This is a genomic window from Candidatus Uabimicrobium helgolandensis (assembly GCF_041508025.1).
Classification (GTDB): domain Bacteria; phylum Planctomycetota; class Uabimicrobiia; order Uabimicrobiales; family Uabimicrobiaceae; genus Uabimicrobium; species Uabimicrobium helgolandensis.
The window spans coordinates 1,673,428-1,700,354 of sequence record NZ_CP165719.1; the positions used below are offsets into that span (position 1 = coordinate 1,673,428).

Below are 26,927 nucleotides of genomic sequence, written 5' to 3' on the forward strand. Positions count from 1 at the left end.
CCACTAAACAAATTTTAGATGTCCGCATGCCCTAGAAAATGTATATGTTCACTGTACATTGATAGCATTGTTTATAGCGTTAGATAGTTGTTTTTACTAGGGATGATATTCGTCAATGTCGTATCTACAGATAATATTATTTCTGAGCGGATTCGAAGCCGACAAAAGTATTATGTTGTGATTTTTGCGGTATGACAAATTATTAAGTAAATTTTATGAAAGTTTTTCTTCCTCGTCGCGAAAAACTTCATCTATACGGCGAGCACCTTCAAGCAAGAGAGAAGTTATTGATGAATTTATCTGATTTTCTACATCGACTTCTCCGTAGTAAAAAGCAAATTTACCACTTTTCCACGTAAGTGCATTGTATATCGCTTCTTCGTTTTCTAAATTAATATATGTACTAGAAGCTTGATACACTTCACCGTTTACAAGTGAAACTTCTACTTGCTGAGTATTATCGGGGTTGTGTAAAATAAGAATACCTGTTTTTTGTTCGAGATTAATCATTGATAGTACAGATGATAAACCAATTTGTTTTAAACTACCACTAAGTATAGTTTGTACGGGACTTGTTTTTGGTAAATTCTCCATAGCTTCAAATTCGTCGATACTTAGGATTTCATCACTTTCTTCAATATATTGATTTACTTCTTCTTCAGGAAAGCTGTCGTCTTGATTTGTGATGTTGAATTGCGCGCGAAATTCTTGAGATTTTTTTAAGGTATCTATAGTCGCGGTGATGATCTGTTTCGGTGAAAAAGGTTTTTCTATATAAGTATCAGCGCCTAAACGGAAACCTTGAAGCTGATTTTGTTGTGGAGTTACTGCAGATAAAAATATGACAGGAATTAACGAAAAAATAGGATTGGTACGTAGATTTCGAATAAGTTGCCACCCTGTCATTCTCGGCATGTGAATATCTAAAATAACTAGATTGGGTTTTTGCGAACGGATTTTTTCGAGAGCTTCTTGCCCATCAGAAGCTTCTGTTACTGTGCAATTATCACGCTGCAATATCTTTTTTAAAGCTAAGCGAATGATAGGATCATCATCAACAGTCATTATTGTTATTGGTGGCATACTCTACTCTTTATGTTGAATAATCTTTTTGTAAAAATATAACATAGAAGAGGATGTTTGCAAGATTATTTTTATAAAATATAAATCCGCTTTGGATATAAGCGTATACCAACCAATGAATTAAACAGGAAGCACGTTGGATTTCTAGACTTACTTCTTTGGTTTTTTAGGAGATCGTTTTTTCGATTTAGCCGAGAAATGCTTTTTGTAAACTTTGTGACTTTCAATAATCACTTCTAAGGCCGCTTCTTTTCCTCTAAAATCTTCAACAATGACTTTCTTATTTTCTAAGATTTTGTAATCTTCAAAAAAGCGTTTTAATTCTCGAATGCGATGCGATGGCAAATCTTCAAGGTTATTATACGAACAATATTCTGGATCGTGTTCATGAACGGCAATAATTTTGTCATCGGCCTCGCCTTGGTCCAACATATTCATTAGACCTATTGGTTTGGCAGTAAGCATAGTTAAAGGATGAACGGGTTCTTGTCCAAGTACCAAAATATCTAAAGGATCTTTGTCTTCGCAATATGTTTGAGGAATAAATCCGTAATTTGCGGGGTAGTGAATTGAACTATAAAGTACACGATCAACTTTTAGAATACCTGTTGTTTTTTCTAATTCGTATTTATTTTTTGATCCTTTAGGAACCTCAATGATTGCATTGATTAGGCGCGGTAATTCTTGACCTATAGGAATCTCATGCCATGGATGCATTTTGTTTCTTTCAAAAGTTGTGGTTTTAAAACCTTATACAAAAACAACACACTTTTGCATACAATGCAAAAGTGTGTTGCTTACTGAATTTCGAAGCTAAATAAGTTTTATTTTATTATAGTGTTCCTATAATATTTCATAACTAGGAGCACGTTCTACTTTTCTCAAGTTAGTTTTTAGACGCTACAATACCGCTTGGTGCGTCTTACTCAAAAACATACGTCAAAAATTCACTAAGCGCGATGTTGTAAGAGTACTTCCATGAAGACTTTAAAAAGTTCTTGCTCATTCGTCTTCCCACAGTTCCAACAGCCAGTCTTTCTAGCTGATTAAAACGTTGATGTACAAGTTCTTTTCTGAGTACCTTTTTGAAAGATTTCCATGCGATTTTTAGAGCCACTTTCTTTAGCTTAGCTAGGGTGAATTTTTTAGACTCACTTTTAGCTAGATTCACAAAGGCATACCCTGTTGCTTTACCAAATAGCATTTTTCCTGACTGACTAATTAGTTTTGAGTTTCCAAGTGTGTATATTGTGTGTAGATAATCTACTGCATCCCATATTGCCAAACCAACTTCTGCCCATGTCGGTTTTGAACCATACCAAAAATAATTCATGGTAGTTTTTACGAGGTCAGGCATCATATCCTTTGAACCACGGAAGTTAGGAATGCCATACTCATCAAAACCAAATTTGTTTAAGTAATGCTTTCCACGATCATAACCGTCTGATAGCAGTAGACTCATCGCTTCTTGTTTACGTGAGCTATAGGTAATTAACAGCAAGCCTTCTGAAGAGTATTTATCAATAACACTTTCTAATTGTAAGCGTTTTTCTTCGTTTTTAGAATAGTCGTATAGTAGTTTTAATGGAGCTATTCCGTAACGATTTAAAAAACGACATAGAAAAGTTTTGTGTCGTGGATAGTAGTGGTATATAAGCGCTGCAGGAAGGTAGTCTCCCATACGCGCAATAAGCTCTTTTCCATCTTCTACTTCAGAACACAGTGCAAAAGCAAAACTATCAACATAAGTATAATTGAGAATACCTTCTCGGTTCAAAGATTTTACTTGCTGAGTTACAGAAGTTATCCACATCTCATCTGTAGGATCTTGTACGTGCGAAGCTAAGTAGTGTCCGTTTGCATTTAAAAAATCAAGAGCTGCAACAATTCCCATTGTTTTTACGAGTTTTTGGTATAGTTTAGGAAAACGAACAGCAGTTCGCCATCCAACAATAGACGCTTCGTTGTAAGCCTCAATAAAACTCTTACCACCTATTTTAAGTTCTCGTAAAACTTCGCGTCTTTCTCCAGGTTTATAAAAAGTCGCTATAGATGCAACAACATCACCATATTTATTTATGGCATCTATGCCGTCTTCTTTTGTCTCCAGAAGAAAGAAAGCTGCGTGTGGTTTTTCAAGTATTGTTTCGCGAACTGTTGATGAAGCTTGACCATAAAGCTCTATCAGCCTTGAAGCTAATTGTGCTGATTTAGATTCAATGTCGGTAATCAAATGTTCTTTTGCATGCGAATTTGAACGAATTAACAAACCTAGTAACTTCGGTTTGTGTTGGTATCTGTTCAGTTTTTTTGCGTATGTTTTTAAGAAATTTTTATTGTGACTAGTTGCTTTTATAAAACGAACAGCTTCCGCAGCACTTGTTTTTGTGGCTAAATAGTGAAAATAGCCAGGAAAAACTTCCATACTGTAGATTGCTGCAATTGGATCTTCGCTCAAAGCTTCTATCGCAAAAAAACCTTGCCTCTGAGAATAATACTCTGTTAATTTAGGGTATTTTTTATGAATGTATTTTATTAATTTTGCTTTGTTAGGGTTTTTAAATACGATTTTTTGGATATCTCTAGGTATAGAAATTTCACAAATCGCATATGAACCTAAAAATGAAAAGAGTAAAGCTAATACAACCATTGTGTTTTTGAAAGAGCTATTTGCGCGTATCATAAAAACCTCCTTTGGCATAGAATTTGTTTTATAACTATATTTAGCTATATAAATTATACTACGCGATACACGAAATTCGCAATTTTTTTTTATTTAGAGCATTTTTTAGTTGAGCGTAACACAAAAAATAATCTGTATTTATGTCCATTCGACTACTGTTGAATTAAGCACCAAGATGATATTTTTTTGACACCGATATCATCTTGATGCGATATCCTCACTTCGTTTAATTTACAAGCTTTCCTATGATTTATCTCTTTTGTAAACAAAATGTAAACAAAATGGTTGTGAGTAGCGGTAGGTCGGTATATTAAGTTGTGAAATTATGAGACTTTGTTAGTAATTTTTTAGATAAATATTTGGGATATAATTTGTTATAAGGCCTTGGTTATTTCCGATTTAATAGTTGTCGAGGACAAATATGATGAGTTGTGTTTTTTAATTTTCTAGTTCGTCTTCGTTCTCCAGCTGTTTTTTCTTAGAAGACTTTTTCTTTTTCTTAGAAGACTTTTTCTTTTTCTTAGAAGACTTTTTCTTTTTCTTAGAAGACTTTTTCTTTTTCTTAGAAGACTTTTTCTTTTTCTTAGAAGACTTTTTCTTTTTCTTAGAAGACTTTTTCTTTTTCTTAGAAGACTTTTTCTTTTTCTTAGAAGACTTTTTCTTTTTCTTAGAAGACTTTTTCTTTTTCTTAGAAGACTTTTTCTTTTTCTTAGAAGACTTTTTCTTTTTCTTAGAAGACTTTTTGTTATTTTTTTTAAATTGTAGTGTATCTTGAGCTGAGCCAACTGTTTTTTCTAGAGCTTTTAGTTTGTTAGGAAGTAAATACATCGTGTTATTAAATACATAAATCTTTCCCTGGATTCTGTAACGAGAAAATAGATCGACATTTTTTGCTATTTTTTCTAGAGATGGTGATTCAAGTAGAACGAACCATTTTCCATAATCATCATTAGAACCTTTTAATATATATCGATCTCCATAAAAGTGAATATTTCCACTTACTTCTACATCTGTTGAACTGCCTTTCGTTTCCTGTGAATGTAAAAACGATACTGATATGGTTAAGATAAGAGTGACTATAATTGTTTTCATAAATCGTTCCTTAAATTTTTTTTTGAATTTGAATATAACAGTTTTTGAGTAAGCAATAGTCATGCCAAAAAAACAAGGGAACTCTAAGCTACTTATAGATATTGCCTTAGGAAGTTTTTTAGCTGAGTTTAGGAAAAAACAGGTGAGAAAATTGTAGCGCATGTATTTTTTTTTTGTGCAGGTGAGTGCAGGTGATATAATAAAAAAACAAGGAGGTATTTATGAAACTAGTATATAAAAACGAAGGAGAGGAAAAATCTCTCACTTTAGGTAAAGAAGCTGTAACAATAGGTCGTTCTGAAAATAATGTTATTTATCTAAACGATAATAGTTGTTCTAGAAATCATTGTTTGATTGAATATCGCGATAAAAATTATCAAATCGTTGATTTACGCAGTTTTAATGGAATCAAAGTAAACGGAGAAAAAGTAAATTCTCATGTTTTACAGCACGGAGATGTGGTTACTGTTGGTAAAACAGTAATGAAAATAGAAGACAATTATTTGTTTGCAAATGACTGCAGTGTAACAGCGACTCACGTTCGAAAGATTCAAAATGATAGTTTTTTTACTGAGTTATCCAAATGGAGAGAAATACCTTATGCTACTCCTTTTGTTGTTGGACTACTCACTTTATTCTTCATTTCACTTACATTGCGTTTTCGCGAGAACTATGATTTTTATCAAGTAAGTGTTGCTAAATATAAAGAAATTTTAGCTCAAGATCTCGATAGTAAAGTCGCGATTACAAAATTCGAAGAAATTGCTGAAATTGTACAAGGAACATCTTTAGCTAAAACAATCGAACTTACGATAGAGCGTCTAAAACAAAAAAATACATACTACTCTAATGCAAATAGTACCTTGTATTCTGCACGTAAATCTTATCAAACAAGAGACTATTCGCCGCAAAAATATATATATGTTCTTGAAGACTTGAGTAAGATATATAAAGAGCCTGAAATTTATACCGTAATTAGGGCAGAATTAGTTAAAGCTAAAAATGATTATGAGGCTGAAATTGCAGGTGTTTTTGACGGAGTGAAGAACTCTGCTCAGCAAAAAATGGAGCAAGGTAATTTTCAAGCAGGATTAAAGTATTATCACAATTTTAATAAGGACTATCCTCTCAAACATTGGCGAGATAAAGTCGAGTTTGAAATTACTAAAATGTATGCTCTACAACGAGAAGATTGGGTAGCATTTAATCAAAAAATTGATTTTTTACAGAGTAAAAATCGCCTTTTAGAAGCGCGAATGTTAGTGCTAATGAAATATGAAAACTATTTGAATACTCCTTTAGCAAACGAAGCGCACTCTCTGTTAACTACACTACAAAAAATGAAAACGCAAGAAATTGCAGTAGTAAAACCAAAGCAAAATACTTATATTCCAAACATTTCAAATTTTTTAGATCAGTATGATGTAAAAAAATTAATCAAAAATGACAAATGGAACGAAGTCATTAAAAAATTAGCTGGCTTACGTGAAAAAACTAGAAACGGCAAAACGCGAAAAATTATCCAAGAATACGCAAGAGATTTTAAAAGCTTAGCAAGGTTGCAGCAGAACTTTTTTGCTTCGTGGAAAAGTATCGAAGATTTATATATACCTATCGCAAATAAAGAAGCAGTAATAAGAAATATTGAAAATAAGACTTTAGTTCTTGGGTTAAGAGGCGAAATAGGAACAATTCATTTTAAGTGGGGTAGTTTGCCTGCAGCAGTAAAACTTTCCGCTTTGCAAAAACTTCCTTTTGATGAAGAAAGTGGTTTTGGGTTGGCAAGTTTATGCATGGTGTCAGGTCTGGAAGAAGAGGTACACGCTGTGCTTATTTCTATTCTCGACAATATTCCAAGTGCTAAAAATAAAGTGGATCGCTTTTTTTCAAGATGGACTGGAGTTGAAATACCAAAATCCAAGGGATTTATTGTTTTTCGCGATTTGCTAATTCATCCTAAAGAAAAATTACTTGTCGAGTATCGCGAAGAAATCAAAGATTTTTCTCGGGCACAAGTTGTTAAGCCAAACAAATATTTCGCTAGTGAGTTGCAGAAAATTCACAATAAAGTAAAACGTGTGTCAGATCTTGAGATCAAAGATACATTACTTATTGCATTGGGAGAAAACCTTTTTGCTACTCGTAAACAATTGATGCGAAAAATTCAAAATAGTTTTGATTTCGCTGCTGTTAAATATTTACAGCAACTCAAAACTGAATTAGAAAAAAGAAGAAAGCATGCTCTTGCTCTTATTTTCGACGAGAAAACGTATCCTGCAGATGAAACCAAAGGAGCGGCAGCGCAACCAGATGTAGACAAACGTGTTGCAGCTGTACGTGAAATCTGGGAAACTCCTTCAAAGGGAATTGAAAAACTGTCACCTAGAATACTCAAAAGTAAAAAAATTATATTGCAAATTGATACTTTTTTGAAAAAAGAGTACTCTGGCATGTACGAAGTTCCAAGGGAAGATCGTTTAGAATCACTTAATTCGTTTATTGATGGACGTCTTGACATTAAAAATTATGCTGAGTCGCCGCAAGAAAATCAACGTATTCGAGATAGTAAAATTGTGATGGAAGAAAACAATAGTGGAACAAACGACGCAACATCAACAGAAAGGCGGCAGGTGGAAATTACAAATGCTTATCGTCATATGATGGGGCGGTCGGCAGTAAAAATTAATAGTTCTCTTGCTATTGCTGCGAGAAAACACAGCGGGTATTTGCGGGCCAATAAAATTTTTGCTCACAATGTTCCTGGCGAACCAGAAGGAGCAACGCCAGCGCAAAGAGCACGAACAGCTGGCTATACAGGTCGCGGTGTTGGCGAAAATATATACATGGGACGTACTTCTCCGCAGGAAGCGCATAATGGCTGGGTTCATAGCGCAGGTCACCATCGGAATATACTTAATCTTATGTGGAGAGCAATGGGGTCAGGACAGTCAAGCAATTACTGGACACAAAAATTTGGAAGTCAATAATCGATGAGACGTTTTTCAACAAGTGGAATAACTTTAATAGAACTTATGGTCGTTATGGCCATAATTTCTATTGTTTTAGGTATAAGTAGTGCATTTTTTACACAATTCAACAAACGACTAGCGGTTCAAGGAGCCGCGTTTGAAGTACGCAATATGCTTCGAACATCTAAAAATTATGCTGCTGAATCACAGAATAAAAGTGTTATAAATATCCAAAAAGATACTGTCACTTTGGAAGGAAGTCGTTTAGTCGGTTGTTGGCATTTAGAAAAAATTATACAAAACAGTAGTGAAGGTTTTGGCGGAATTATTGAAGTTGATGGTGGCAAGAGTATTGCCGGTCGCGTAGGAAAAGCTATCGGCTTGAGTAAAAGCGGACAAATCCGCTGCGGCACTATACAAAACCTTGGTTTATATAATCCTTTTATTATTTCGTTTTGGGGTTTTTTTTACACTGGCCAAACGGGAAATCGCGTTGTATTCTCCTTAGGAGAAAATGGTAGTTTACAACTGACTCCACAACGTACTCTTGTTTTTAATTGGCAGGGAGAAAGTATTAGGACTACTTCTTCTTTGTCTCTCTTCGAATGGACCCATCTCAAAATTCGCTACGATGGACGCAAGGTCTTTATCTTTGTAAACAATGTTGAAGAAAAAGTACATTCAATTGAGAATTTTTTACCGATAGAAGATTATCAAGCGCAACTTATATTTGCTGAAGAGTCGCAGTTTAATATAGATGAAATAGTTATTGAATCTTTGGTAGAGTTAGAGCGTTACACACTACCAGAGAACCTCTCTTTCGGTGTACATACAACGCCGATTATATTTGATAAAACGGGAAAACTTCATCCTCTATTTCACCAAGGAAAAGCAAATGTTGTGATTGAAGAACAAGCAACAAAAAAAGAATTTGCTGTTACTATTTCTTTGATGGGGCAATTAAAAATAGAGGAAAGTACAGAAAGGCAATAACAAATGGAAAGTACATTGTCTTGCGAAGAAATTGTCGATTACTTTTGTGAAAATGTAAAGCAGGAAAAAGTTTTTCACGCCTCTTTGCTTGTGGGAAGTGATAGTTTGTTGTTGGAAAAAACCTCCGCAAATATTATTGAGAAAATCTTTTGTCCACTAGAGAGTAATTCTACAACGAAACAAAAAATAGCTGAAAAAATTCATCCTGATGTAATGGAAGTTTCTGCGGGTGATAAAAAAAACATTTCGATTGATAAAATTCGCAATGTTATTCAGAATGCTTCTATTAAACCTTGGGAAGCGAAGTATCGAATATTTGTTATTTTGAATATTGAACGAATGAGTATTGAAGCTGCTAATTCTTTATTAAAAGTACTCGAAGAACCTCCCGCCCACGCGTTATTTTTGCTCACAGCAGAAAATATCTATAGTGTTCCAGACACTATACTTTCACGTTGCCAAATTTTTAAGTTAAATAGTTTAGGGATTAGAAGAACTTACGAAGAATTAGTAAATACCCATCAAATACCACTTCATCGAGCTCAAGTTGCTGCTCAATTAGCTGACGGCAATTTACAAAGTGCACTTCTCGTTTTAGAAAACGATTGGAAAGTTCGTGATAGCCTAATTCAAATTGTTTTGCGTAACCGCGATCCATTATCAATCTCAGCAGCGATAATGGCATTTTGCAAAAGTGGTGAAGAAGGACGCCAACAAACAAAAAAATGGATTACTTTTTTGTCTAGCGTTGTTCGCGATATGATGTTGATAAAGTCATACACTGAAATTGAAAGTTCACAAATCATAAATAGTGATTTTTTTGGCGAACTACAACGATCAACATTTTCTTGTACTTATTATGAAATAGCTTCTTTTTTAGATTTTCTTCTCAAATGCTTACATATGACGGAAAGAAATGTTTCCGTAGGATTAATTTGGGAAAATATTTGTATGTTTCTTCATAATAATTAAAAGCTTGTTATTTATTTTATGACAAGCTTTTTAAGAATACTCTTTGTGTAACTTTAGTAGTTAGCTTTAAAATTGTAAGGGTCTGGTTAAACCAATGAAAAGAATTATAGTCTTTTTTTCTTTGTTATTTGCGTTTTGTTACGCACAAAATGCTAAAACATTGTATATTAGTTCTATCGAAATAAACGCAAAAAAAGAAAACGGCAAATCTTGGGATTTTAGTGGCAAGAAGCCTGATGTAAGAATTGAAATTTTCAAGCAAAGTGACATTAAATGGACAAAAGTATTTACTAGTACACTTTACAAGAATAAACAAGAAATTGATCAAGTGATCAATTCAAAAGTGAGCGTTGTTCCTGGAGATCGACTTAAAATAAAAATTGTAGACGTTGATAGTTTTCAAAACGATTTAGTGGGCGAGTATGAGTGGACAATTACTACTAAAGAATCGCAAATATTAGTTTTTGGAAGTGTGAAGTCCTTGTCTTATTTTCTATCTGACTATACTTCATATGCTGAATATCAAAAAGCGTTAAGAAGTTTACCAAATGATAGCGAGACTAAACAGTTAGAATTGATACAAAAAATACAAAAGTTGGAAGAAGAACGTTCGTATCTAAAGCAACAATTAAATAGCAAGACTCCAAGTGTTTGGAAAGATAAGTACGAGCAAAAATTGAATGAATATAATACTGCTAATGCAGAGAAGCTAGAGTGGCAACAAAAAAGTAGTCATTGGAAAGCACAGTACGAGCAAAAATTGAATGAATATAATACTGCTAATGCAGAGAAGCTAGAGTGGCAACAAGAAAGTAGTAATTGGAAAACGCAGTACGAGCGAAAATTGAGCGAATATAATACTGTTAATGCAGAGAAGCTAGAGTGGCAACAGAAAAGTAATCATTGGAAAACGCAGTACAGTCAAAAATTGAATGAATATAATACCGCTAATGCAGAAAAATTAGATTGGCAAGAGAAAAGTAATCATTGGAAAACGCAGTACGAACGAAAATTAAGTGAATACAGTGCTCTTAGCGCAGAAAAATCAAAATGGCTTCAACAAAATAAAGTTCCACCGGTTAAAAAGCCGTTAGCTCAGAGTGCAGCTTTCTCGAAAGAGGAAAAAGAGTTACGGAAAAAACTAGACTCTATTTTTCGTTGGGTAAAATATGCAAACGGCAATGCTGATAAATTAACAGGCTACTACAAGCAGGCGCAACCTCTTGCTGATGGTCTTGCTAAATATCCACAACGCAATAAAGAGTATTTAGAGAAATTTCAAATATTGAAAAATGAGGCCGAAAAAGCCCGAGATGCAAAAATAACTAAAAACATTAAATATGATTTGCGTAAAGTTGAGTATTATCTCAATAAAAACAAGGAGTGGATGAAATACTACAATAACAATCCTGAACGAATTGAGAAATTATCAGATTCAGAAGCACGCAGTATTGTTCAACAGTTTGGTAGTAATATTGAAATGGGCAATGAAAAACTATTTGAAATCGAAAAAAAATACACCTCTCATTCTTTGATTGAGAAATTCAAGGAGGAGTGGACTCTTTCGCAAAAAGAAGTAAATGAATTTACTAGTAATTTAGCAAACACTGCTATTATTAGTGATTTAAAAAAGAGCTTAAATATATTGGCTAAAAGTCTTAATGAACAAATAACAAAACATAAACCACCTTATTTTTCTCCTGCAAGCTTTAAACATTATATGACAGAACTTGATAAACTAAATCAAAAAGCCCAAGTGAGTTTAGGAGCAGACCATAATTTATCTCAAGAAATAGCAAATACTTATTTTTTAGCTAAAAAATGGACAGTGATTGCTTACTGTGATGAAGGTGTAAAAGCTAGAAAAGATAACAATGAGCACTTTATGTCGCAAAGTTTTTCTATGGCGCAAAAAATAGTAGGTAACGACAAAGAGTTGCAAAAGATTTTTGATGAAAAAACAAGCGCTTCAAAAAATATAGAGCTTGTTGATTTAGAACTACGTTCGCTGAAAAAACGATTACTTAAACGTATTGCGCAACAATCGCAAAAAACAACTAAGGATTTCAAACGCTATGGCAGCCATTTTGAGTATATTTCTCCTAAACGTGAAGAAATACTGAACTTATTAGAAGTTCACAAAGGAAAAGCTCTTTCTGGTGCAAGCTTTGACAAGTTAGGTTGGAGTAACAAAGGGTGGTTTTTACAACATGATGGAATGTTTTTCTATGGTTGGGATTCTGATATTTGGAGTAGATTTCGCGAAATAGAACTAGATCATTATAAAATTTTTCGCGGTTTCAGAAAGAAAATTTTAGAAAAATATGGTATAAGCAGCAGTGAAGGCCGTGTTGATTGGGAGTTCCCAGGTTTTTATGATGTAAAGCTCATTGCTGTTGTTGATAAAACGACGACATATGTAGGTAGAAAAAAAGTGCGCGACGCATATGGAAGAGTTGTTGCGCAAGTGGATAGTGATCCTGTGCGTGTCGTTAGTGCTCGCATTATGGGGATAAAAAGTAAATATTTTACTGTATGGTACGACAATGATTCTCACTATGGTCTACAGGTAAATGATTTGTGGACAAAGTAACCGATATTGTTGCAGAGTATAACAACTATTAACAGGTCTTTTTACCCAAGTTTGATAAAAAGTTATGGAAATAACAATTTATGTAGACTACAATATGTATTTACCCGTAATTTAACCGTATATGATGAGAAAAAAATGGAAGAAGACAGATCTTTATCTAAAAATGAACTGGAAGAAGATCAAGAGTTAGAGGCTAGTTTACGTCCACTTCTTTTTGATCAATTTGTTGGTCAAAATCAAGTGCTCAGTAACCTGAAAACATATATTAAAGCCGCTACTTTACGCGAAGAAGTACTGGACCATGTTCTTCTTTCGGGACCACCAGGCTTAGGAAAGACTACCCTAGCTCGTATTATTGCTAGAGAACTCGGAGCACAAATTACAATTACTTCGGGGCCCGTGCTTAAAATCGCAGGAGACTTAGCTGGCATTTTAACAAACTTAGCACATGGTGATATTTTATTTATAGATGAAATTCATCGTATGTACTCGGCAGTAGAAGAATTTTTATACTCAGCAATGGAAGATTTTTCTATCGACATTATGATTGATCAAGGACCTAGTGCTCGTTCTATTAATTTAAAGCTCAAGCCTTTTACTCTTATTGGAGCAACGACAAGGGAAGGACTTCTTACAGCCCCTTTTCGCGCGCGTTTTTTGATACATGAAAAAATGTCGCTGTATCCAGTAGGTGATCTATTTAAAATTATACAGCGCAGTGCAAAAATACTGAATTGTACAATTACGGATCAAGGGGCAATGATGATTGCTGGTCGCTCAAGGGGTACTCCTCGCGTAGCTAACCGCTTTTTACGCCGTATTCGAGATGTTGCTCAGGTTCATACAGAAAACGGAGTAATTGATGAGAAAATAGCAGCTCAAGGGCTAGCAATGTTGGGTGTAGATGAAAGTGGACTTGATAAAACAGATCGTAGAATTCTGCAAACAATTATCGATTATGGTGGTGGTCCCGTAGGATTAAAAACACTTGCTATCGCAGTTGGCGAAGAAGATGATAGCATAGAGTCTGTATACGAACCATTTTTAATTCAAGAAGGTTTTTTACAGAAAACTTCGCGCGGCCGTAAGGTAACTGCAAAAGCATATGATGTAATGGGTGTAAAGACAAACCGCCAAGTTAGTTTGTTTGATGGTTTTGAAAGCTAAGATTTTAAAACAAGAATTTGCTTATGTGCGCAACATGATAACTTTGGAAGGTAAAGCTCGACAACTCTTGAATTGAATTAAGGAATTTCTAATACGGCTGAAAATACTGTATGTATGATTATTGTATTTAGAAATCGCCTATTGCACTGTCATCTCTACGAAAGTAAGAATGCTTTCAATAACATTTGAGTTTCTGCCAATAGTAGTCGAGCTTCACCCTCTTCACATTATCACGTATGATAGAAATTATCTATTTTGAATTTGACTTAGTCTCTCAGCTCAACAAACGAATTCTATTAATAATTTAAAAATAAGTGTTGCTTGAATAGCTCTTGTGTAAAACTCAGTACTTATATTCTATTTGAAAGGCGTTTTTGACGTCTTTTTTGTCTTTGCTCAACGGCTTTTTGTTGTTTCTTCTTAGAAAAAATAATAAATGTAAAAATCAGTAGCAATGCGATAAAAATAATAGCAATTATCCATAGGTAGTTTGCGTTTTGTTGTTTTCGATTTTTATTTTGAGTTACATCATTAAAATTATGATCTAGACCATTCATGGTAAAAGGAGCCCAAAAATAAGGATGTTGGTATTTTTGACTATGTAAAAAAGCTAATTGCGTTTTACGTAGTGATTTTTGGGGGGCGGTCCCTCCTAGAAAACTTTGGTAAAAACGCTTCATAAAAATATTTGTTGCTCTATCATCTAGTATCCATAAAGTTGAGAGCACCGCACCTGCACCCGCTTGTTGAAAAGCGCGCTGCAAACTATACACTCCTTCGCCTTGTTCTACTGATCCCACTCCTGTTTCGCATGCTGATAAAACGACGAGTTGAGTATTTGTTAAATTTAGAGATAAGACTTCAAGTGCCGTCATAATACCTTCATTGTTAACATTAGCATTACTAAATGCTAGTCCGCATTTCAGTAGCGGATTTTCTACTATTGGATTTTTCTTAAGTAGTGCTGGTATATTTGTTGTGCTATTTACATTGGTAAAACCACGATCATTTCCACTGGACTTTGCGTTTGATTCTAAAAAGAAACCGTGGGTTGCAATATGCAAAATTTGTGGAGATTTGATTTTTAATATTTGTTGCTTACTGGCTTTTTCACCACTAAATATATAGGATTTTTTATTGTTACTACGAGCGATTTGAGCTATTGATTCGGCCTCTGTTTGCGTGAAAGGTAGTTTCTGAAACTGCAAATCTATTATGGAACGTTTTTCGCTTGAATTGTTTGCATTCCCATAATCTGGCGCTGAAAAAATAGTGATATTACCGCTAGATGTATATTTTGATTGTTCAACTAAGTTGCGTGCCATTGTCAATGGTTCAATACTTATTTTCTCTATTAAGTATTTTTGGTTGTTATCAATTAAAGCATTGAATGCTAGTAAATGCAGGGCATCGTCGGCGATTAGATATACTTTTGTCGTTGCTGTTAAATATTTTTCTAAAGGCATCCATAAATTTTTATAAATGGTATTACTTGTTTTTTCTATCGGAAGTTGTAAGGTAATTTCTTCATTAAATTTTTTGATATCTTTTTGTAAATTTGTTAATTCGGTGGATGGAATGACGACAATTTCGCTTTTTCGAACAATAATGGTTAGTAAAGTAGGGGTTGTGTCGCATTCAAAAGCTAAAAAATCTACCACTGCTTGGTGATCTTGTAATTGTTTTTGGATATGCTTAGGTTGCACGTATTTATAAGTATTGTAAACAGCTGTTTTTTCCCCTAGTTTTTGTTCTAGCTCTTCTATCTGTTGAGTAGTCTGTTGCACTTGCTCTTGGTATGCCAAAAGATCGAGAGGAGACTTTAAAAAAAGTTTAGATAATAGATTGCGTTTTTGATTTAAAAGTTGAATTTCGTTACGTAGTTTAGGGTTTTCTATAGCTTGTTTATGGGTTTCTTTTGCTGAAAACAATACTAGACTTTTATATAATAGTGAAATTTCAAATATTTTATTTTGCGCTTTTTGACGAATTTCTTTTGGTATTACTTCACTTTGAAGTAAAGAAAAGTAAAATTTTAGAGAGCTTGTTCTAATTAAATCATATTTTTTAAGAAGAGTTAACTTTGTTTGTTCGTTACTTCCTTCAAAAACCCTACGAATAAATATGTGAGTTCTTTTTAAACTCTCATCATATGTTTTCATCGCGATACGATACTTTCCTAAAGATGCGTAACAAGAGGCAAGATTTTTAATTGCTAAAAGTGTTTCTGGGTGCTCAGCGCCAAAAATATTTTGTATTGTTTTTTGTATTTGTTTGTAAATTTTTTGTGCGAGTAAGAATTTGCGATTGGACATATAGATATCTGCTAGCCCTCTTTGAATAACTAAAGCATGGGGGTGATTTTCTCCTACTACTTGGTGTATATTTTGTAGTAGGGTAATATACAATTGCTCTGCTTTTTTAAATTTTCCTAATTGTACATACATCCAAGCAACACTTGTGCCACTTTTTACGGTTGTCGGATGGTGTACACCCCAAACTTTACTTGCCTTGTGATAAGTATCTTCCACTAAATCAGCGTGATTAAGTAAAGAACCCTTACTCAAATAAAGACTGATTAAATTGTGCGCAGAACTTACTGTAAAAGGATGTAGTTCGCCGAGGAACTTTTTACTTATTTTTAGGTTTGATAAATATATTGCTTGTGCTTTTTCTGTATGCCCTTGTTTTAGAAATAAATTGGCTAAGTTATTTTTTGTTGTTAAAGTTTTGATACTATGAGCTCCATAGTTTTGCTCTGTAAACTTTAAGGACTTAATGTAGAATTGTTGCGCTTTATTAAATTGGCTTTTTTCTTCTAAAAGTACAGCAAGGTTATTAAGGGAAGTAAGAGTAGAATTATGTTTATTACCTAAGTAAACTTGTTGCTTTTTTAGAACATAGCGCAATAATTTTTCGCTTTTTTTATAATTTCCTTGGTCTTGGTAACATACCGCTAGATTTGCATAAGACATTAGAGTATCAGAGTGGTTTTCTCCTAGTTTTTTAGAAAAAGAATTTGCGGTGTCTTGGTACATTTTTATGGCTAGTTTGTATTGCCCCATTTCTCGGTATACGCTTGCAAGATTGCTTTTAGCAAAGAGAGTGTGCGGGTGGAAAATTCCTAGTATTTTTTTGCGTTTTTTCCAAGTGTGCTCAAGCATTTTTGCAGCGATAGTAAATTTTCCCATTTTTATATACATGAAAGCAAAATTTGCATATTCGGTCAATGTGTGAGGATGATCTTCACCTAGTAACTGTTTTAAAAGTGCGTAGCACTCGGTATGTAGTTGTTCTGATTTTTCAAATAGTGATAGATCACTGTACAAAGCGGCTAAATTTTGCATTGTTGTTAGTGTATCGGGGTGTGTTTTCCCTAAAATTTGCTGTTGCATTGAGTAAGTAGGTAATAACATAGATAAACTTTTTTGAGGATCCCCTATTTCTTGGTAGAAAGAACCAAGATTATTCATTGCTAACAAAGTCGTTGTGTGTTTTAGGCCGTATTGTCTCTTTTTTATGCGAAGCAACTTTAAATATAAAGTCTCTGCTTTGCGAAATAAACCGCTGTAGTCGTAAGACAAAGCAAGATTGTTGCCAATGGCAAGTGTTTCTATATGTTCTTCTCCGAGCATTTTTTTGCAAGCGTTGTATGCTTTGTTTCCTTTGGAAATAGCTTTTTTGTATTGAGCGTTTTCTATATGTTTTAATACCTCTTCGTTAATTAATCGAATAGTAAATATATCTTCTTGTGCTATTGTGCACAGGGGCAAACAATACGCAAGAATAAAAAACTGAAAAAATTTCATAAGCAAATTCCCTAAAGATTGACAAAATAGTAAGTTATCTTTAAAATGAGATATATTCATACAAGTAGTCAGTTAAAACATTTTCCTTCTTTTGGCTGGTGACATACTTTTATTGTGCTAGGAATAAACATGGAATTGTATATACTTATTCAGTGCCAATTTGCTGACAAAGCGGTGTTGCACAAAGCTTGGCAAATTTACCAACAATACCAAAAAACAATGTCATTCATTGATTTTCTATTAAGTAAGAACATTATCAATTCTAAACAACAGAAGTTAATGCTTAGTGTTCAATCTATTCTACAAAATAAACTTCTTGAACCCAAACATTTGGCAAACTATGTTACAAAATATTTGCAATTACGGCCTTCTGTTTCCCTTTATGATTGGTTAATTCAGCAAAATATTTTACAGCATTCTCCTACAAAATTAATAGATAGCCCTTCAACAGTCGGTCGTTATAAAATTATAAAAAAAATAGGTCAAGGGGGAATGGGAGATGTCTTTAAAGCTTTTGATCCTTATATAAAGCGGCATGTTGCAATTAAGACTATGCATTCTAATCGATCTTCGCAAAGATTTTTACGTGAAATAGAGGCTTGCGGGAAATTACAACATGCTAATATTGTCAATATTTTTGATTGTGGTCAGCAACAAAATATTTGTTATTTTGTGATGGATTTTATTGAGGGGCAGACTCTCTGTGAGTTGATAAAGCAAGATCTTCCTATTGAAAAAGCTTTGATTCTCGTTGAAAAAATAGCGCGAGCTTTAGACTATGCCCATAAAATGGGAGTTATTCATCGCGACATTAAAGCTCAAAATATTTTGATAGATAAAGAACAACAACCGCATATTGTCGATTTTGGTTTAGTTAAGATGGAAAATGCGAGCGAGTTGACTAAACAAAATCAAGTAATTGGTTCCGTATATTATATGTCTCCAGAGCAAATTGATTCAAATTGGGGAGAAGTCTCACCGCGAAGTGATATTTACTCTCTTGGGGTTGTTATGTATCAAGTTCTCGGTGGTATATTACCATTTTCAGGCCAAACGCAAATAGAAGTTATGAATCGCATTATGAATGTGCCTCCCCTTTCACTTCGAAGCATTCAGAAAAATATTAGCGTAGAAATAGAGAAAATTTGCATGAAGGCCATGTCTAAGAAAATTGATGAACGCTATGATAGTGCTGGACAATTCGCTGATAGTATTGCTGCGCTTCGCGATAAACCTCGCATTAGTAAACGGCGCATGAAAAAAGAGCGACCAACAACAAAATATCTAAGCATTGCTTTGGGCGCATTGATTATTATCTCGGTAATATCTGGCTTTTTGATAAAGCATAAAATTGTTTTTCCTGCAATTACATATAGAAATGCTAATATTTTAACGAAAGAACCATATTTTCTAACAGCAAAAGATCAAATTACTATTCGCAATGTTAACAATTCATATATATATTTCTTTGCTAGAAAAAATGGCAAAATTTTTACTCTTGATAACTATTTTGTAACGCCTAAAAATAAAGTATTGCAGATTTCAGCGAAAGAAGTTACCCATCACGAAGATTGGTTAATTTTACCTTCTCACAACAAATTACCATTGAAAAAGATTGAACGAGTAATGAGTTCTTTTGCTACAAGAGGATTAAAAACTAAAAAAATGGGTTCTTATACTTCACAGCAAAAAATCGTGTGGCGTATTTATGGCATTAATGAGAACTTTACGCAAACATTACTAGGAAGTTTTTCTATTTCTCCTGAACCTTTCGCTATTGACTTTATGGTGCGACGAAAAGGGCAGTCTATGTTTGAACCAATCTCAAAAATAGACCATGTTGTTGAAGGAGATCAGTTGCAAATACGAATTTTTGCTCATAAAAAGAATCATCATTTGAGTATGTTCTTTAAAGATAGCAAAGGTGAGGTTGGATGTATTTTTCCTACCGAAAATGCATTACAAACAGAGTCTTTTTCTACATATAGCAAAAACAAAAATATGATTTATATACCTAACAAGTATGAAGGGTTTGAGTTCGACGAACACGTGGGAAAAGAAAACATTCTTTTATTCTACCAAGAAACGGCTATTGATAATCAAAAACTAATTGCCTGGTTACACAATTTGCCTATTCCTCTTTCGAGGGATGACCAAAAATCATTATCAAAATTGTGCACAGATTTTAAAACAATTACGATTCTACATAAGTAAATACAAGACTAAGTGACCGAAGGAAATATTAGTTCTCTGGTCGCCTATTTTATAGGATATACAATGGAAGATAAAAAACAGAAAGCGCGAAAGTTTAAAGGCCATTTGCAAGAATTACTCAAAAACGAAGAGTGGGATCAAGCGCTCGTCATGTTTGATGAACTTATTAAGGTCAGAGCAACGCCTCAAAGATGGTGTAATCGCAGCTTTGTTTTGTTACAGCTCGGAAAAATAGGCTTAGCAATTGAAGGTTACAAAAAGGCTTTAAAAATAAAACCTGATTATGAAATTGCTCACAAGGGTATCGCTAAGGCCGAAGAACTTCTTCGCGACTTAAAGTCAGATGATGAAAGCGAAATTGTAAACACTGGTAGTGAAATAAGTAAAGAAGATATAAATGAAGAGCAACGTTTAGTGCGACAGTTTCAAGATTTCGCTCGCCAAAAAAACTGGAACCAAGCTCTTATTATTCTAGATGGTCTTATTGCCATAAAACCAACTGTCGAAAGATTGTGTAACCAAGGAACAATATTAGCCAAACAAGGTTCGCTTAAAATGGCTTTGGCAAGTTATAACGGAGCTTTGCAATTAAATTCGAATTCAGAAGCAGCTCAGAAAGGAATAAAAAAAGTTCAAAAAATGATTTATGAAGTGCGCGAAGGAACGAAAGAAGAGCCGCTATTAGCTGTACAACTTGTGGAAGATAAATCTTACACTTTAGCTGTTTTTATAGGAGCTGCAATTGTTTTTGTTTTTGTTGTAGCATTAGCACAAAATGCATTGAGCTCAGAAAATCAAAATATTGATGAGAATGCGACCTTCAACGAAATTGATTCTTCTGAAGGTAACTCGGAAAAAGATTATGCGCTTATACAGCAAGCGAAAGGTCTTGTTAAATACAACGATAAATGGATCACTTCTGAAGAAAAACATGCGCTAGAACAAAAAGCTAAAGGACTCGTCAAATACAACGATAAATGGGTCACTTCTGAAGAAAAGTATGCGCTAGAACAAGAAGCTAAAGGGCTTATTCTATACAATAACAAATGGATTACTTCTGAAGAAAAGTATGCGCTAGAACAAAAAGCTAAAGGGCTTATTGAACACAAAGGCAAGTGGATTACTTCAAGTGAAAAATACATTCTAGAACAAAAAGCTAAAGGACTTGTTAAATACAATGACAAATGGATTACTCCGCTCGAAAAATATACGTTCGAGCAAAAAGCCAAAGGGTTAGTTCAGTACAAAGATAAATGGGTTACACCGAGTAAAAAATATGCTCTTGAGCAAAAAGCCAAAGGGTTTGTGCTGTATGAAAATACATGGATTACCAAACAAGAATGGCAAAAAAAGCAAGAAGTGTTACGCAAATTATTACCTAAAAAATTGAAGGATTATTATCGTTATTTACAAAAAGAGTGCTCTAAAGCTTCGAAGGAAGAAGAATTTCAAAAAGCGTACCTTTATATGCAAAATAACATTAAGTCTTTAGATAAATTTCTTGGTATTGATTCGAATAGTAAAATAGTTAAAAAAATACGTAGAAAAATGTCTTTTCAAAAAAGTTATGTTTTTCCGCTACGCTTATTTAAACAACAACAAGAGGTTGCGTGGTCATTTTCTCCAGGAAAAATGGCATCCCTTGGCAGTGAAATCTACCAACTAAAATTAAAGTTTGCGCAAACAATAAATAATAAAGAAACAGCAACATTTGAATTGGAAAATTTAAAAACTAAGATCAATAAGAGTGAACAGCAAATCGTTTCATTAAAGAATAAACTTGCTTTAGTCAATACTCTAACAATTGAAATAAAAGCAATAAAAAAAGAGCTAGAAAAATCGCGAAAAAATATCGCTTCATTAGAAAATAGAGCTAGGCGGATAGATGGAGATATTTCTTCAGCTGAAAATGAAGTATCGAGTTTACAGCATAAACGAAATTCTATCGATGAGCTTTCAGAATTAAGAAGGGAATTGCGCAATAGAGAGAATAATGTTGAAGAAATTAATAATGAAATAAAGCAAATAGATAAAGATATAGATAGGCTAGAGCGGCGAATAAACGAGACGCAAGACGAAAATGAAAAACAAAGGTTAAAGAGGAGTTTGAGTTCTTTAGAAAGCAAACGCAAACAAAGAGAACGAACAGAAAATGATCTTGAACGCGAAGCAGAGTCCGCTGAATATAATCTGAGTAAAACAGAAAATAAATTGCGAGAGCTAGATAATAAGTTGCAGGAGGCCGAAGAAAAAGCAAGGGATTTGCGGAAAGAAAAAGACTCTTTAAAAGATAAAAAACAAGAATTTAGAAACTCGTTATCTAGACTAGATAAACAACAACGACAAAAAGAAGCCGAGCGCGAAGAAGCAAAAACTAGATTACCTGAATGGAAAAGTGAATTGAAAGATTCACGAAAAACTCTTCAGAGTCAAAAGCTACAACAAGAGAATTATGAAGATGATCTACGGAAATACCAAAAAGAATTACAACCGCTCACAAATTTGCAACAACAAAAAAGAGATATATTAGGAGTTGTAGAGAAATACCAACGTTGGTGGACTAACCTCCAGGGAAATAAGAAAATTTTTCAAACGGGAAAAGAACCTGTTAAGAGACCATTAAAGAACATGTTGGTTGCGTTGTTTGTTTTGCATAACTTTCCTGCAGAAAATATTAGAACAAAAGTTCAAAAAGGTTATCGTTCTTTAGGAAGAACAATGGTTTATTTTCGCTAATTTTGTTGCAAAGAAAATATTAATAAACATATTTGTCAAAGACAAATATTCGAGTCGAATCCTATTCGAAGACCAAATTGTTTCGAATAGGATTGTTTGAGAGCCTGTTACCAAAAGTTGAATTGTGAAAAACCAAGGCCAGGTTTTGGGTGAGAGTTTAACAATCAATTTTAAACATGCTGGTCGATCAAAATAGAATTTCCATCGGGATCTGTAATAACGCAGCTTCCAGGACCAGTCGCATTTTCATCTGTTTCTTTATCTAGCTTAATTCCTTCTGACTTTAAGTGCTTTTGAATTTCGCGAACGTCAGCGAAGGATTCTAACTTGTTACAATCTTGATCCCAACCAGGATTAAAAGTTATGATGTTTTTTTCAAACATTCCTTGAAATAATCCAATGGCATGCGCACCATTTTTCATAATTAGCCAATTTTGATTAATGTCTCCGGCAAAGGCTTTGAATCCTAATTTTTCATAAAACTCTTTTGAAACGTTAATATCTTTTACTGTAAGGCTTATTGAAAGACAACCTAACTCCATATTGAAATCCTTAAATTGAATTTGGGTGAGCTGTCAAAATATCAATTTGTATTTCAAACAAATAGTGATTTCCCGCCAGCCCATGTTTTGTTTGAGAACATTTGTATAATTCTAGTATACTTCGTAAATTAACAAAAAACAGTAACAAAACCGTAAATGTGTATTAATTTGTAAAATTAGTCATGAAGTCTCCTGGAGTTTTTTCATCAATATTTTTATCTTCGCAATAAATTTGGTATGTATCAAAACGTATAATCATTTGCCGCGGATCAGGATTATCTCTTTGGAATTTTTCAGTGCGCCTTTCCGAATCTAATTCATTGTATTTGATCGTAGAATCTTTAAGTGGGTCATCAAGACTAATGTGATGTTTGGTAGTGAGAATAGGCATCTTGCTTGCATTGTAAACTACGTTTTCTTGTGATATAGATATATCCAGATAGTTGTCTAAAGAGCGTACCGAAACATCGTTGTAGCCGTCGATACTCATATCATTTGATGTGTCTCCATCAAGATGGCGTATGAGATTGTCGTCGTAGTATTCGCTCACCGAATTGTCGAATTCTCCACGAGTTGAAGCGCGATTTGTCGGAGAGCATTCGTTGGCATTTTGTGGCTTTCGTTTTACATTGGTACGCCGATCAGGAGGAAAAGCTCCTAAATCACTATTATACATGGCAAGAGATTGATCGATTGTGCTTATCATATATTTGGATGATGGTATACGACAGATATATATAGTCTTTTGAATGGCTGGAATAACGATTGACAAAAAAGTTGATAGAATTGTTACCACAAATAGAAGTTCTATTTTCGTGATCGCAATTGTGTTTTTGTTTTTACGCATTGCGAATTCTCCGTTTTGAAATTAGGCATTATGATGAAGTAGCTAGGGCGTGTCATCATTCAAAATATTGTGTGTTTTTTCGAGCCCGTTTCCGAAACTTTCACTAACAATTTATCAAAGAAGCAAAGTTTCTTTTTCCATCGCAAAAAACTAGTATTGAACCAATAAATCACTTTCTGTCGCTCTCAAAAAGTTTTCGGGCGCGGGCTCGCAAACGGGCTCGGGCTCAATACTACTGGCGTATCATTAAATGAATCCGTTATATTTTTATCTGTATTGAATGATGACACGCCCTAGAACACCGAATAGTTTTATCTGGGTTTGAAGACAATTGATACGCTATGCCACTCCTAGTTGCCCAGAAATTAATACTTTTTAAAATATCTGAGCTTATGAATTCTAAATAAAATCCAAAATTTTAAAAATGTAGTATTTATAAGCACTTGGTGTCTTTCGCTGCTCTGATACTGAAACAAAAGTATTCAGTGTTCTAGTTACGTGCTAAACGAGATCTCTTTATTTTCCCAAAAAAATTTTAAAAAAGCATTAGAAATTTAAGACAAAATGATGTCCGCAGAAATCGCTTCTCGATAATCAAAAAAACTAGAAGAATTATACAAGTATATGCATAATTTACTACTCCATACTATACTTGAATGTTTTATGTTGTTATGGTTTGAAAAGTAAAATTTATGTGGATTATGAGAGAAGAATTGAGGTAAATTCTAATAGATAGCATAGAAATCTATTATTCTAATTTACAATGAGGGATCTCTCTAATTGGTAATAACTTTAATAAAGGATAAACGATGAAATATGTTTTGGTGTTAATTTTTTCGTGTTTTACGATGATATATGCAGAAAAAATGACTGTAAAAGATTTAGAGTCATTGAAGAAATCAGGAACTTCGGAAGAGAAAATATTTGATCAAATTAATGAAAATGGCATTGATTTTGAATTGGATGAAAGCGTCCATTCTCAATTAATGAAAAGTTTTTCTTCTGATTTTTTAGAAAGGTTGCGTTTTTTTGGTAAAAATCAAGAAAAAATGATGGCAATCGCAAGTTATAGTAAAGCAATTACTGTTAATCCTAAAGACTGGAATGCTTACCACAATCGAGGAAATGAGTATCACGACTTGAAGCAATACGATAGAGCGATAGCTGATTACACTAAAGCAATTAATCTTAACTCTAACAGTAAAAATTCATATTACAATAGAGGCGATATTTATAGTAGTTTAGAAAAATACAATAAAGCTATCGCTGACTATAGTCAAGTGATTAAGATCGATTCTTCTTCTGCAGATGGGTATAACAATCGGGGTATATGTTATTACTATTTGAAGCAATACAAGAAAGCAATTATTGAGCATAGTAAAGCGATTGAAATCAATTCTCGCGATGGATACTACTACAATAATAGAGGTGATTGTTATCGCAATCTAGAGAAATACGACAATGCAATCGTTGATTACACTAAGGCAATTAAAGTAGATCCTCGCGATGCATACTATTACAGGAATAGGGGAGATCTTTATTCTGATTTAAAGAAATATGTCAAAGCAATTGCCGATTATAATAAATCAATTGAAATTGATCCTGATGATGCAGATCTATATTGCAACCGAGGTTTTGCTTATCAAAAGTTGAATGAGTATAACAAAGCAATGACTGATTACAATAAAGCAATTGAAGTTGATTCTCATGACGCATACTATTTTGGTAAACGAGGCAAGTGTTATAGTGAGCTGAGGCAATATAATAAAGCTATTGCTGATTATAGCACAGCGATTGAAATGGACTCTAGTGACTCATATTATTATCACAGTCGTGGTGATTGTTATTTAGACTTAAATAAGTACAATAAGGCAATTGCTGATTACAATAAAGCACTTGGAATTGATTCTGGTAATGTGTTTATCTTGAGTCGCCGAGGATTATGTTATTTATATTTGAAAAAATACCACAAAGCAATTTCTGATTACAATGAGGTTATCAGAGTTAGTCCTACAGAAGTAGAATATTATAATAGAGGTTTATGTTACCATGATTTAGGTCAGTATAGTAAAGCAATTGCTGATTATACCAAAGCAATAAAAATCAAAAATGATTACGCTAGTGCTTATCATAATCGAGGTTTGTGTTATTCTTCTTTAGGTCAAATTGGCAAAGCCCGAATTGATTTTCAAAAAAATAAGGAACTGAACAATAAATAGTGTTATCCAGTATATGAGAATGGCAAATGCCGCTAAAAATATTGTTCCAGAAAAATTTTTGGCAGTTTTTTCCTCTAAAATTACTCAAATTGTGGATGATTTAGAGAAGCGGTGTAAAGTAATATACTGCATTGAGTATATTATTTTACACTACATTTCTTCGTGGAGATATCCTAGTTATTTTGAAAAAAGTTGCTTTGGTCTTTTGCGTTTTTTTGCATTTCGTTAGAAAAGAAACTATTTTCTTCATCGATAGATAATCCATCATCAGTAGGCTGATAACTAGGCGAGTCCATCGATTGTCCCATTCGTTGACTACTCGGCTTGAGAAGTTCTTCGCGGTTCATCATTTTGATGGCGGTTAAAGGAACTGCAAGTCTTCGTGGTCCCATGGTTAAATGTAAATCTAAGTGTTCTTGTTGTAGTTTGGCAATAAATACGCTACCGTTTTGTAAATAGATACGCCAATTGTTATCACTTTTTTGAAGTTGCGATACTTCAGAGAGAAATGGCACAAAAGTTCCCATTTCATTTGCAAAAATCATTTGCGTTTTCGTGACATCAACAAAAAAATCATCACCTTCGTGAGTAAGAATACGAAAAACGGCTTGCGTGGGCCAAACTTCCTTACTTTGGAATTGCATGCGTTTTAGTTTACTAATTGGAATTTGAATTTGCTGCTTTTTACCGCCTAACTCCATAAGCATATTAATAGATGGTTTTTGCCACAATCCGACAAATTCACTACCATTACGCAACCATAGCCTGACTTTATTTTCTGATTGTTCGATATTTTCGCTGCCAAAAAGTCCTAGTTCTCCGGCATCCGCTGTTGAGAATTTTAGCTCCCCAAGGCTACTGCTTAGAGTAAGTTCTGTGGTTGATAGTAGTCCAACTATTTTTTGTCCATCACTCAGTGTTACTTGGACTTTTGGGTTTTTGTTTTTGGGCACACTAGTGCACCCAAAAACAAAAATGCAAAATATTGTAACTATACATTTTTGCATG

The 26,927-nt window shown here is 33.9% G+C and carries 16 protein-coding genes; 8 read left to right on the forward strand and 8 right to left on the reverse strand.

What is annotated here, in order from left to right:
* Positions 1–213 precede the first annotated feature (213 nt).
* From UABHE_RS06130 to UABHE_RS06145, 4 genes are all read right to left on the reverse strand, one after another.
* Complete coding sequence (locus UABHE_RS06130) at positions 214–1,083, reverse strand: response regulator (RefSeq protein ID WP_372369373.1); 870 nt, start codon at positions 1,081–1,083, stop codon at positions 214–216.
* Between the two features lie 150 nt (positions 1,084–1,233).
* Positions 1,234–1,800: an inorganic diphosphatase gene (locus tag UABHE_RS06135; protein WP_372369374.1), complete on the reverse strand. Its 567-nt coding sequence runs from the start codon at positions 1,798–1,800 to the stop codon at positions 1,234–1,236.
* A gap of 205 nt (positions 1,801–2,005) precedes the next feature.
* The gene (locus UABHE_RS06140; RefSeq protein WP_372369375.1) at positions 2,006–3,766 is read right to left on the reverse strand and encodes a hypothetical protein; all 1,761 of its coding nucleotides are present in this window, start codon (positions 3,764–3,766) and stop codon (positions 2,006–2,008) included.
* A 438-nt stretch (positions 3,767–4,204) separates the two neighbouring features.
* Positions 4,205–4,858 carry a hypothetical protein gene (locus UABHE_RS06145; RefSeq protein ID WP_372369376.1) on the reverse strand — a complete coding sequence of 218 codons (654 nt, stop codon included), beginning with the start codon at positions 4,856–4,858 and terminating at the stop codon, positions 4,205–4,207.
* Between the two features lie 221 nt (positions 4,859–5,079).
* Between UABHE_RS06145 and UABHE_RS06150 the strand changes: the two genes are divergently transcribed.
* From UABHE_RS06150 to ruvB, 5 genes are all read left to right on the forward strand, one after another.
* Positions 5,080–7,845, forward strand: a complete 2,766-nt coding sequence (locus UABHE_RS06150) for an FHA domain-containing protein (RefSeq protein WP_372369377.1) — start codon at positions 5,080–5,082, stop codon at positions 7,843–7,845.
* 3 nt (positions 7,846–7,848) lie between these two features.
* Entirely contained in the window at positions 7,849–8,820 is a 972-nt protein-coding gene (locus tag UABHE_RS06155; protein WP_372369378.1) for a prepilin-type N-terminal cleavage/methylation domain-containing protein, read from the forward strand.
* 3 nt (positions 8,821–8,823) lie between these two features.
* The gene (locus UABHE_RS06160; RefSeq protein ID WP_372369379.1) at positions 8,824–9,792 is read left to right on the forward strand and encodes an ATP-binding protein; all 969 of its coding nucleotides are present in this window, start codon (positions 8,824–8,826) and stop codon (positions 9,790–9,792) included.
* Positions 9,793–9,886: 94 nt separating this feature from the next.
* Complete coding sequence (locus UABHE_RS06165) at positions 9,887–12,385, forward strand: hypothetical protein (protein ID WP_372369380.1); 2,499 nt, start codon at positions 9,887–9,889, stop codon at positions 12,383–12,385.
* A gap of 135 nt (positions 12,386–12,520) precedes the next feature.
* Positions 12,521–13,552 carry a Holliday junction branch migration DNA helicase RuvB gene (ruvB, locus tag UABHE_RS06170; RefSeq protein ID WP_372369381.1) on the forward strand — a complete coding sequence of 344 codons (1,032 nt, stop codon included), beginning with the start codon at positions 12,521–12,523 and terminating at the stop codon, positions 13,550–13,552.
* A gap of 350 nt (positions 13,553–13,902) precedes the next feature.
* Here the strand turns inward: ruvB and UABHE_RS06175 are convergent, their stop codons facing one another.
* On the reverse strand, positions 13,903–17,361 hold the full coding sequence (locus tag UABHE_RS06175; RefSeq protein WP_372369382.1) for a tetratricopeptide repeat protein: 3,459 nt from the start codon (positions 17,359–17,361) through the stop codon (positions 13,903–13,905).
* Between the two features lie 129 nt (positions 17,362–17,490).
* Here UABHE_RS06175 and UABHE_RS06180 point away from each other — a divergent pair, with 129 nt between their 5' ends.
* Positions 17,491–19,575 (forward strand): protein kinase, encoded by a 2,085-nt coding sequence (locus tag UABHE_RS06180; RefSeq protein ID WP_372369383.1) that lies wholly within the window; start codon positions 17,491–17,493, stop codon positions 19,573–19,575.
* A gap of 63 nt (positions 19,576–19,638) precedes the next feature.
* Complete coding sequence (locus tag UABHE_RS06185; protein WP_372369384.1) at positions 19,639–22,311, forward strand: hypothetical protein; 2,673 nt, start codon at positions 19,639–19,641, stop codon at positions 22,309–22,311.
* Between the two features lie 170 nt (positions 22,312–22,481).
* Here UABHE_RS06185 and UABHE_RS06190 read toward each other — a convergent pair whose 3' ends face one another.
* Complete coding sequence (locus UABHE_RS06190; RefSeq protein ID WP_372369385.1) at positions 22,482–22,853, reverse strand: VOC family protein; 372 nt, start codon at positions 22,851–22,853, stop codon at positions 22,482–22,484.
* Positions 22,854–23,016: 163 nt separating this feature from the next.
* Complete coding sequence (locus UABHE_RS06195) at positions 23,017–23,700, reverse strand: hypothetical protein (RefSeq protein ID WP_372369386.1); 684 nt, start codon at positions 23,698–23,700, stop codon at positions 23,017–23,019.
* Between the two features lie 809 nt (positions 23,701–24,509).
* Between UABHE_RS06195 and UABHE_RS06200 the strand changes: the two genes are divergently transcribed.
* Positions 24,510–25,919 carry a tetratricopeptide repeat protein gene (locus tag UABHE_RS06200; protein ID WP_372369387.1) on the forward strand — a complete coding sequence of 470 codons (1,410 nt, stop codon included), beginning with the start codon at positions 24,510–24,512 and terminating at the stop codon, positions 25,917–25,919.
* 173 nt (positions 25,920–26,092) lie between these two features.
* Here the strand turns inward: UABHE_RS06200 and UABHE_RS06205 are convergent, their stop codons facing one another.
* Positions 26,093–26,926 carry a hypothetical protein gene (locus UABHE_RS06205; RefSeq protein WP_372369388.1) on the reverse strand — a complete coding sequence of 278 codons (834 nt, stop codon included), beginning with the start codon at positions 26,924–26,926 and terminating at the stop codon, positions 26,093–26,095.
* Position 26,927 lies beyond the last annotated feature (1 nt).

Coding starts and splice junctions, on each gene's coding strand:
- UABHE_RS06135 (WP_372369374.1), bottom strand. CDS start 1,800: ATGCATCCATGGCATGAGATTCCTATAGGTCAAGAATTACCGCGCCTA.
- UABHE_RS06190 (WP_372369385.1), bottom strand. CDS start 22,853: ATGGAGTTAGGTTGTCTTTCAATAAGCCTTACAGTAAAAGATATTAAC.
- UABHE_RS06205 (WP_372369388.1), bottom strand. CDS start 26,926: ATGCAAAAATGTATAGTTACAATATTTTGCATTTTTGTTTTTGGGTGC.
- UABHE_RS06140 (WP_372369375.1), bottom strand. CDS start 3,766: ATGATACGCGCAAATAGCTCTTTCAAAAACACAATGGTTGTATTAGCT.
- UABHE_RS06145 (WP_372369376.1), bottom strand. CDS start 4,858: ATGAAAACAATTATAGTCACTCTTATCTTAACCATATCAGTATCGTTT.
- UABHE_RS06165 (WP_372369380.1), top strand. CDS start 9,887: ATGAAAAGAATTATAGTCTTTTTTTCTTTGTTATTTGCGTTTTGTTAC.
- UABHE_RS06160 (WP_372369379.1), top strand. CDS start 8,824: ATGGAAAGTACATTGTCTTGCGAAGAAATTGTCGATTACTTTTGTGAA.
- UABHE_RS06200 (WP_372369387.1), top strand. CDS start 24,510: ATGAAATATGTTTTGGTGTTAATTTTTTCGTGTTTTACGATGATATAT.
- UABHE_RS06155 (WP_372369378.1), top strand. CDS start 7,849: ATGAGACGTTTTTCAACAAGTGGAATAACTTTAATAGAACTTATGGTC.
- ruvB (WP_372369381.1), top strand. CDS start 12,521: ATGGAAGAAGACAGATCTTTATCTAAAAATGAACTGGAAGAAGATCAA.
- UABHE_RS06130 (WP_372369373.1), bottom strand. CDS start 1,083: ATGCCACCAATAACAATAATGACTGTTGATGATGATCCTATCATTCGC.
- UABHE_RS06195 (WP_372369386.1), bottom strand. CDS start 23,700: ATGCGTAAAAACAAAAACACAATTGCGATCACGAAAATAGAACTTCTA.
- UABHE_RS06180 (WP_372369383.1), top strand. CDS start 17,491: ATGGAATTGTATATACTTATTCAGTGCCAATTTGCTGACAAAGCGGTG.
- UABHE_RS06175 (WP_372369382.1), bottom strand. CDS start 17,361: ATGAAATTTTTTCAGTTTTTTATTCTTGCGTATTGTTTGCCCCTGTGC.
- UABHE_RS06150 (WP_372369377.1), top strand. CDS start 5,080: ATGAAACTAGTATATAAAAACGAAGGAGAGGAAAAATCTCTCACTTTA.
- UABHE_RS06185 (WP_372369384.1), top strand. CDS start 19,639: ATGGAAGATAAAAAACAGAAAGCGCGAAAGTTTAAAGGCCATTTGCAA.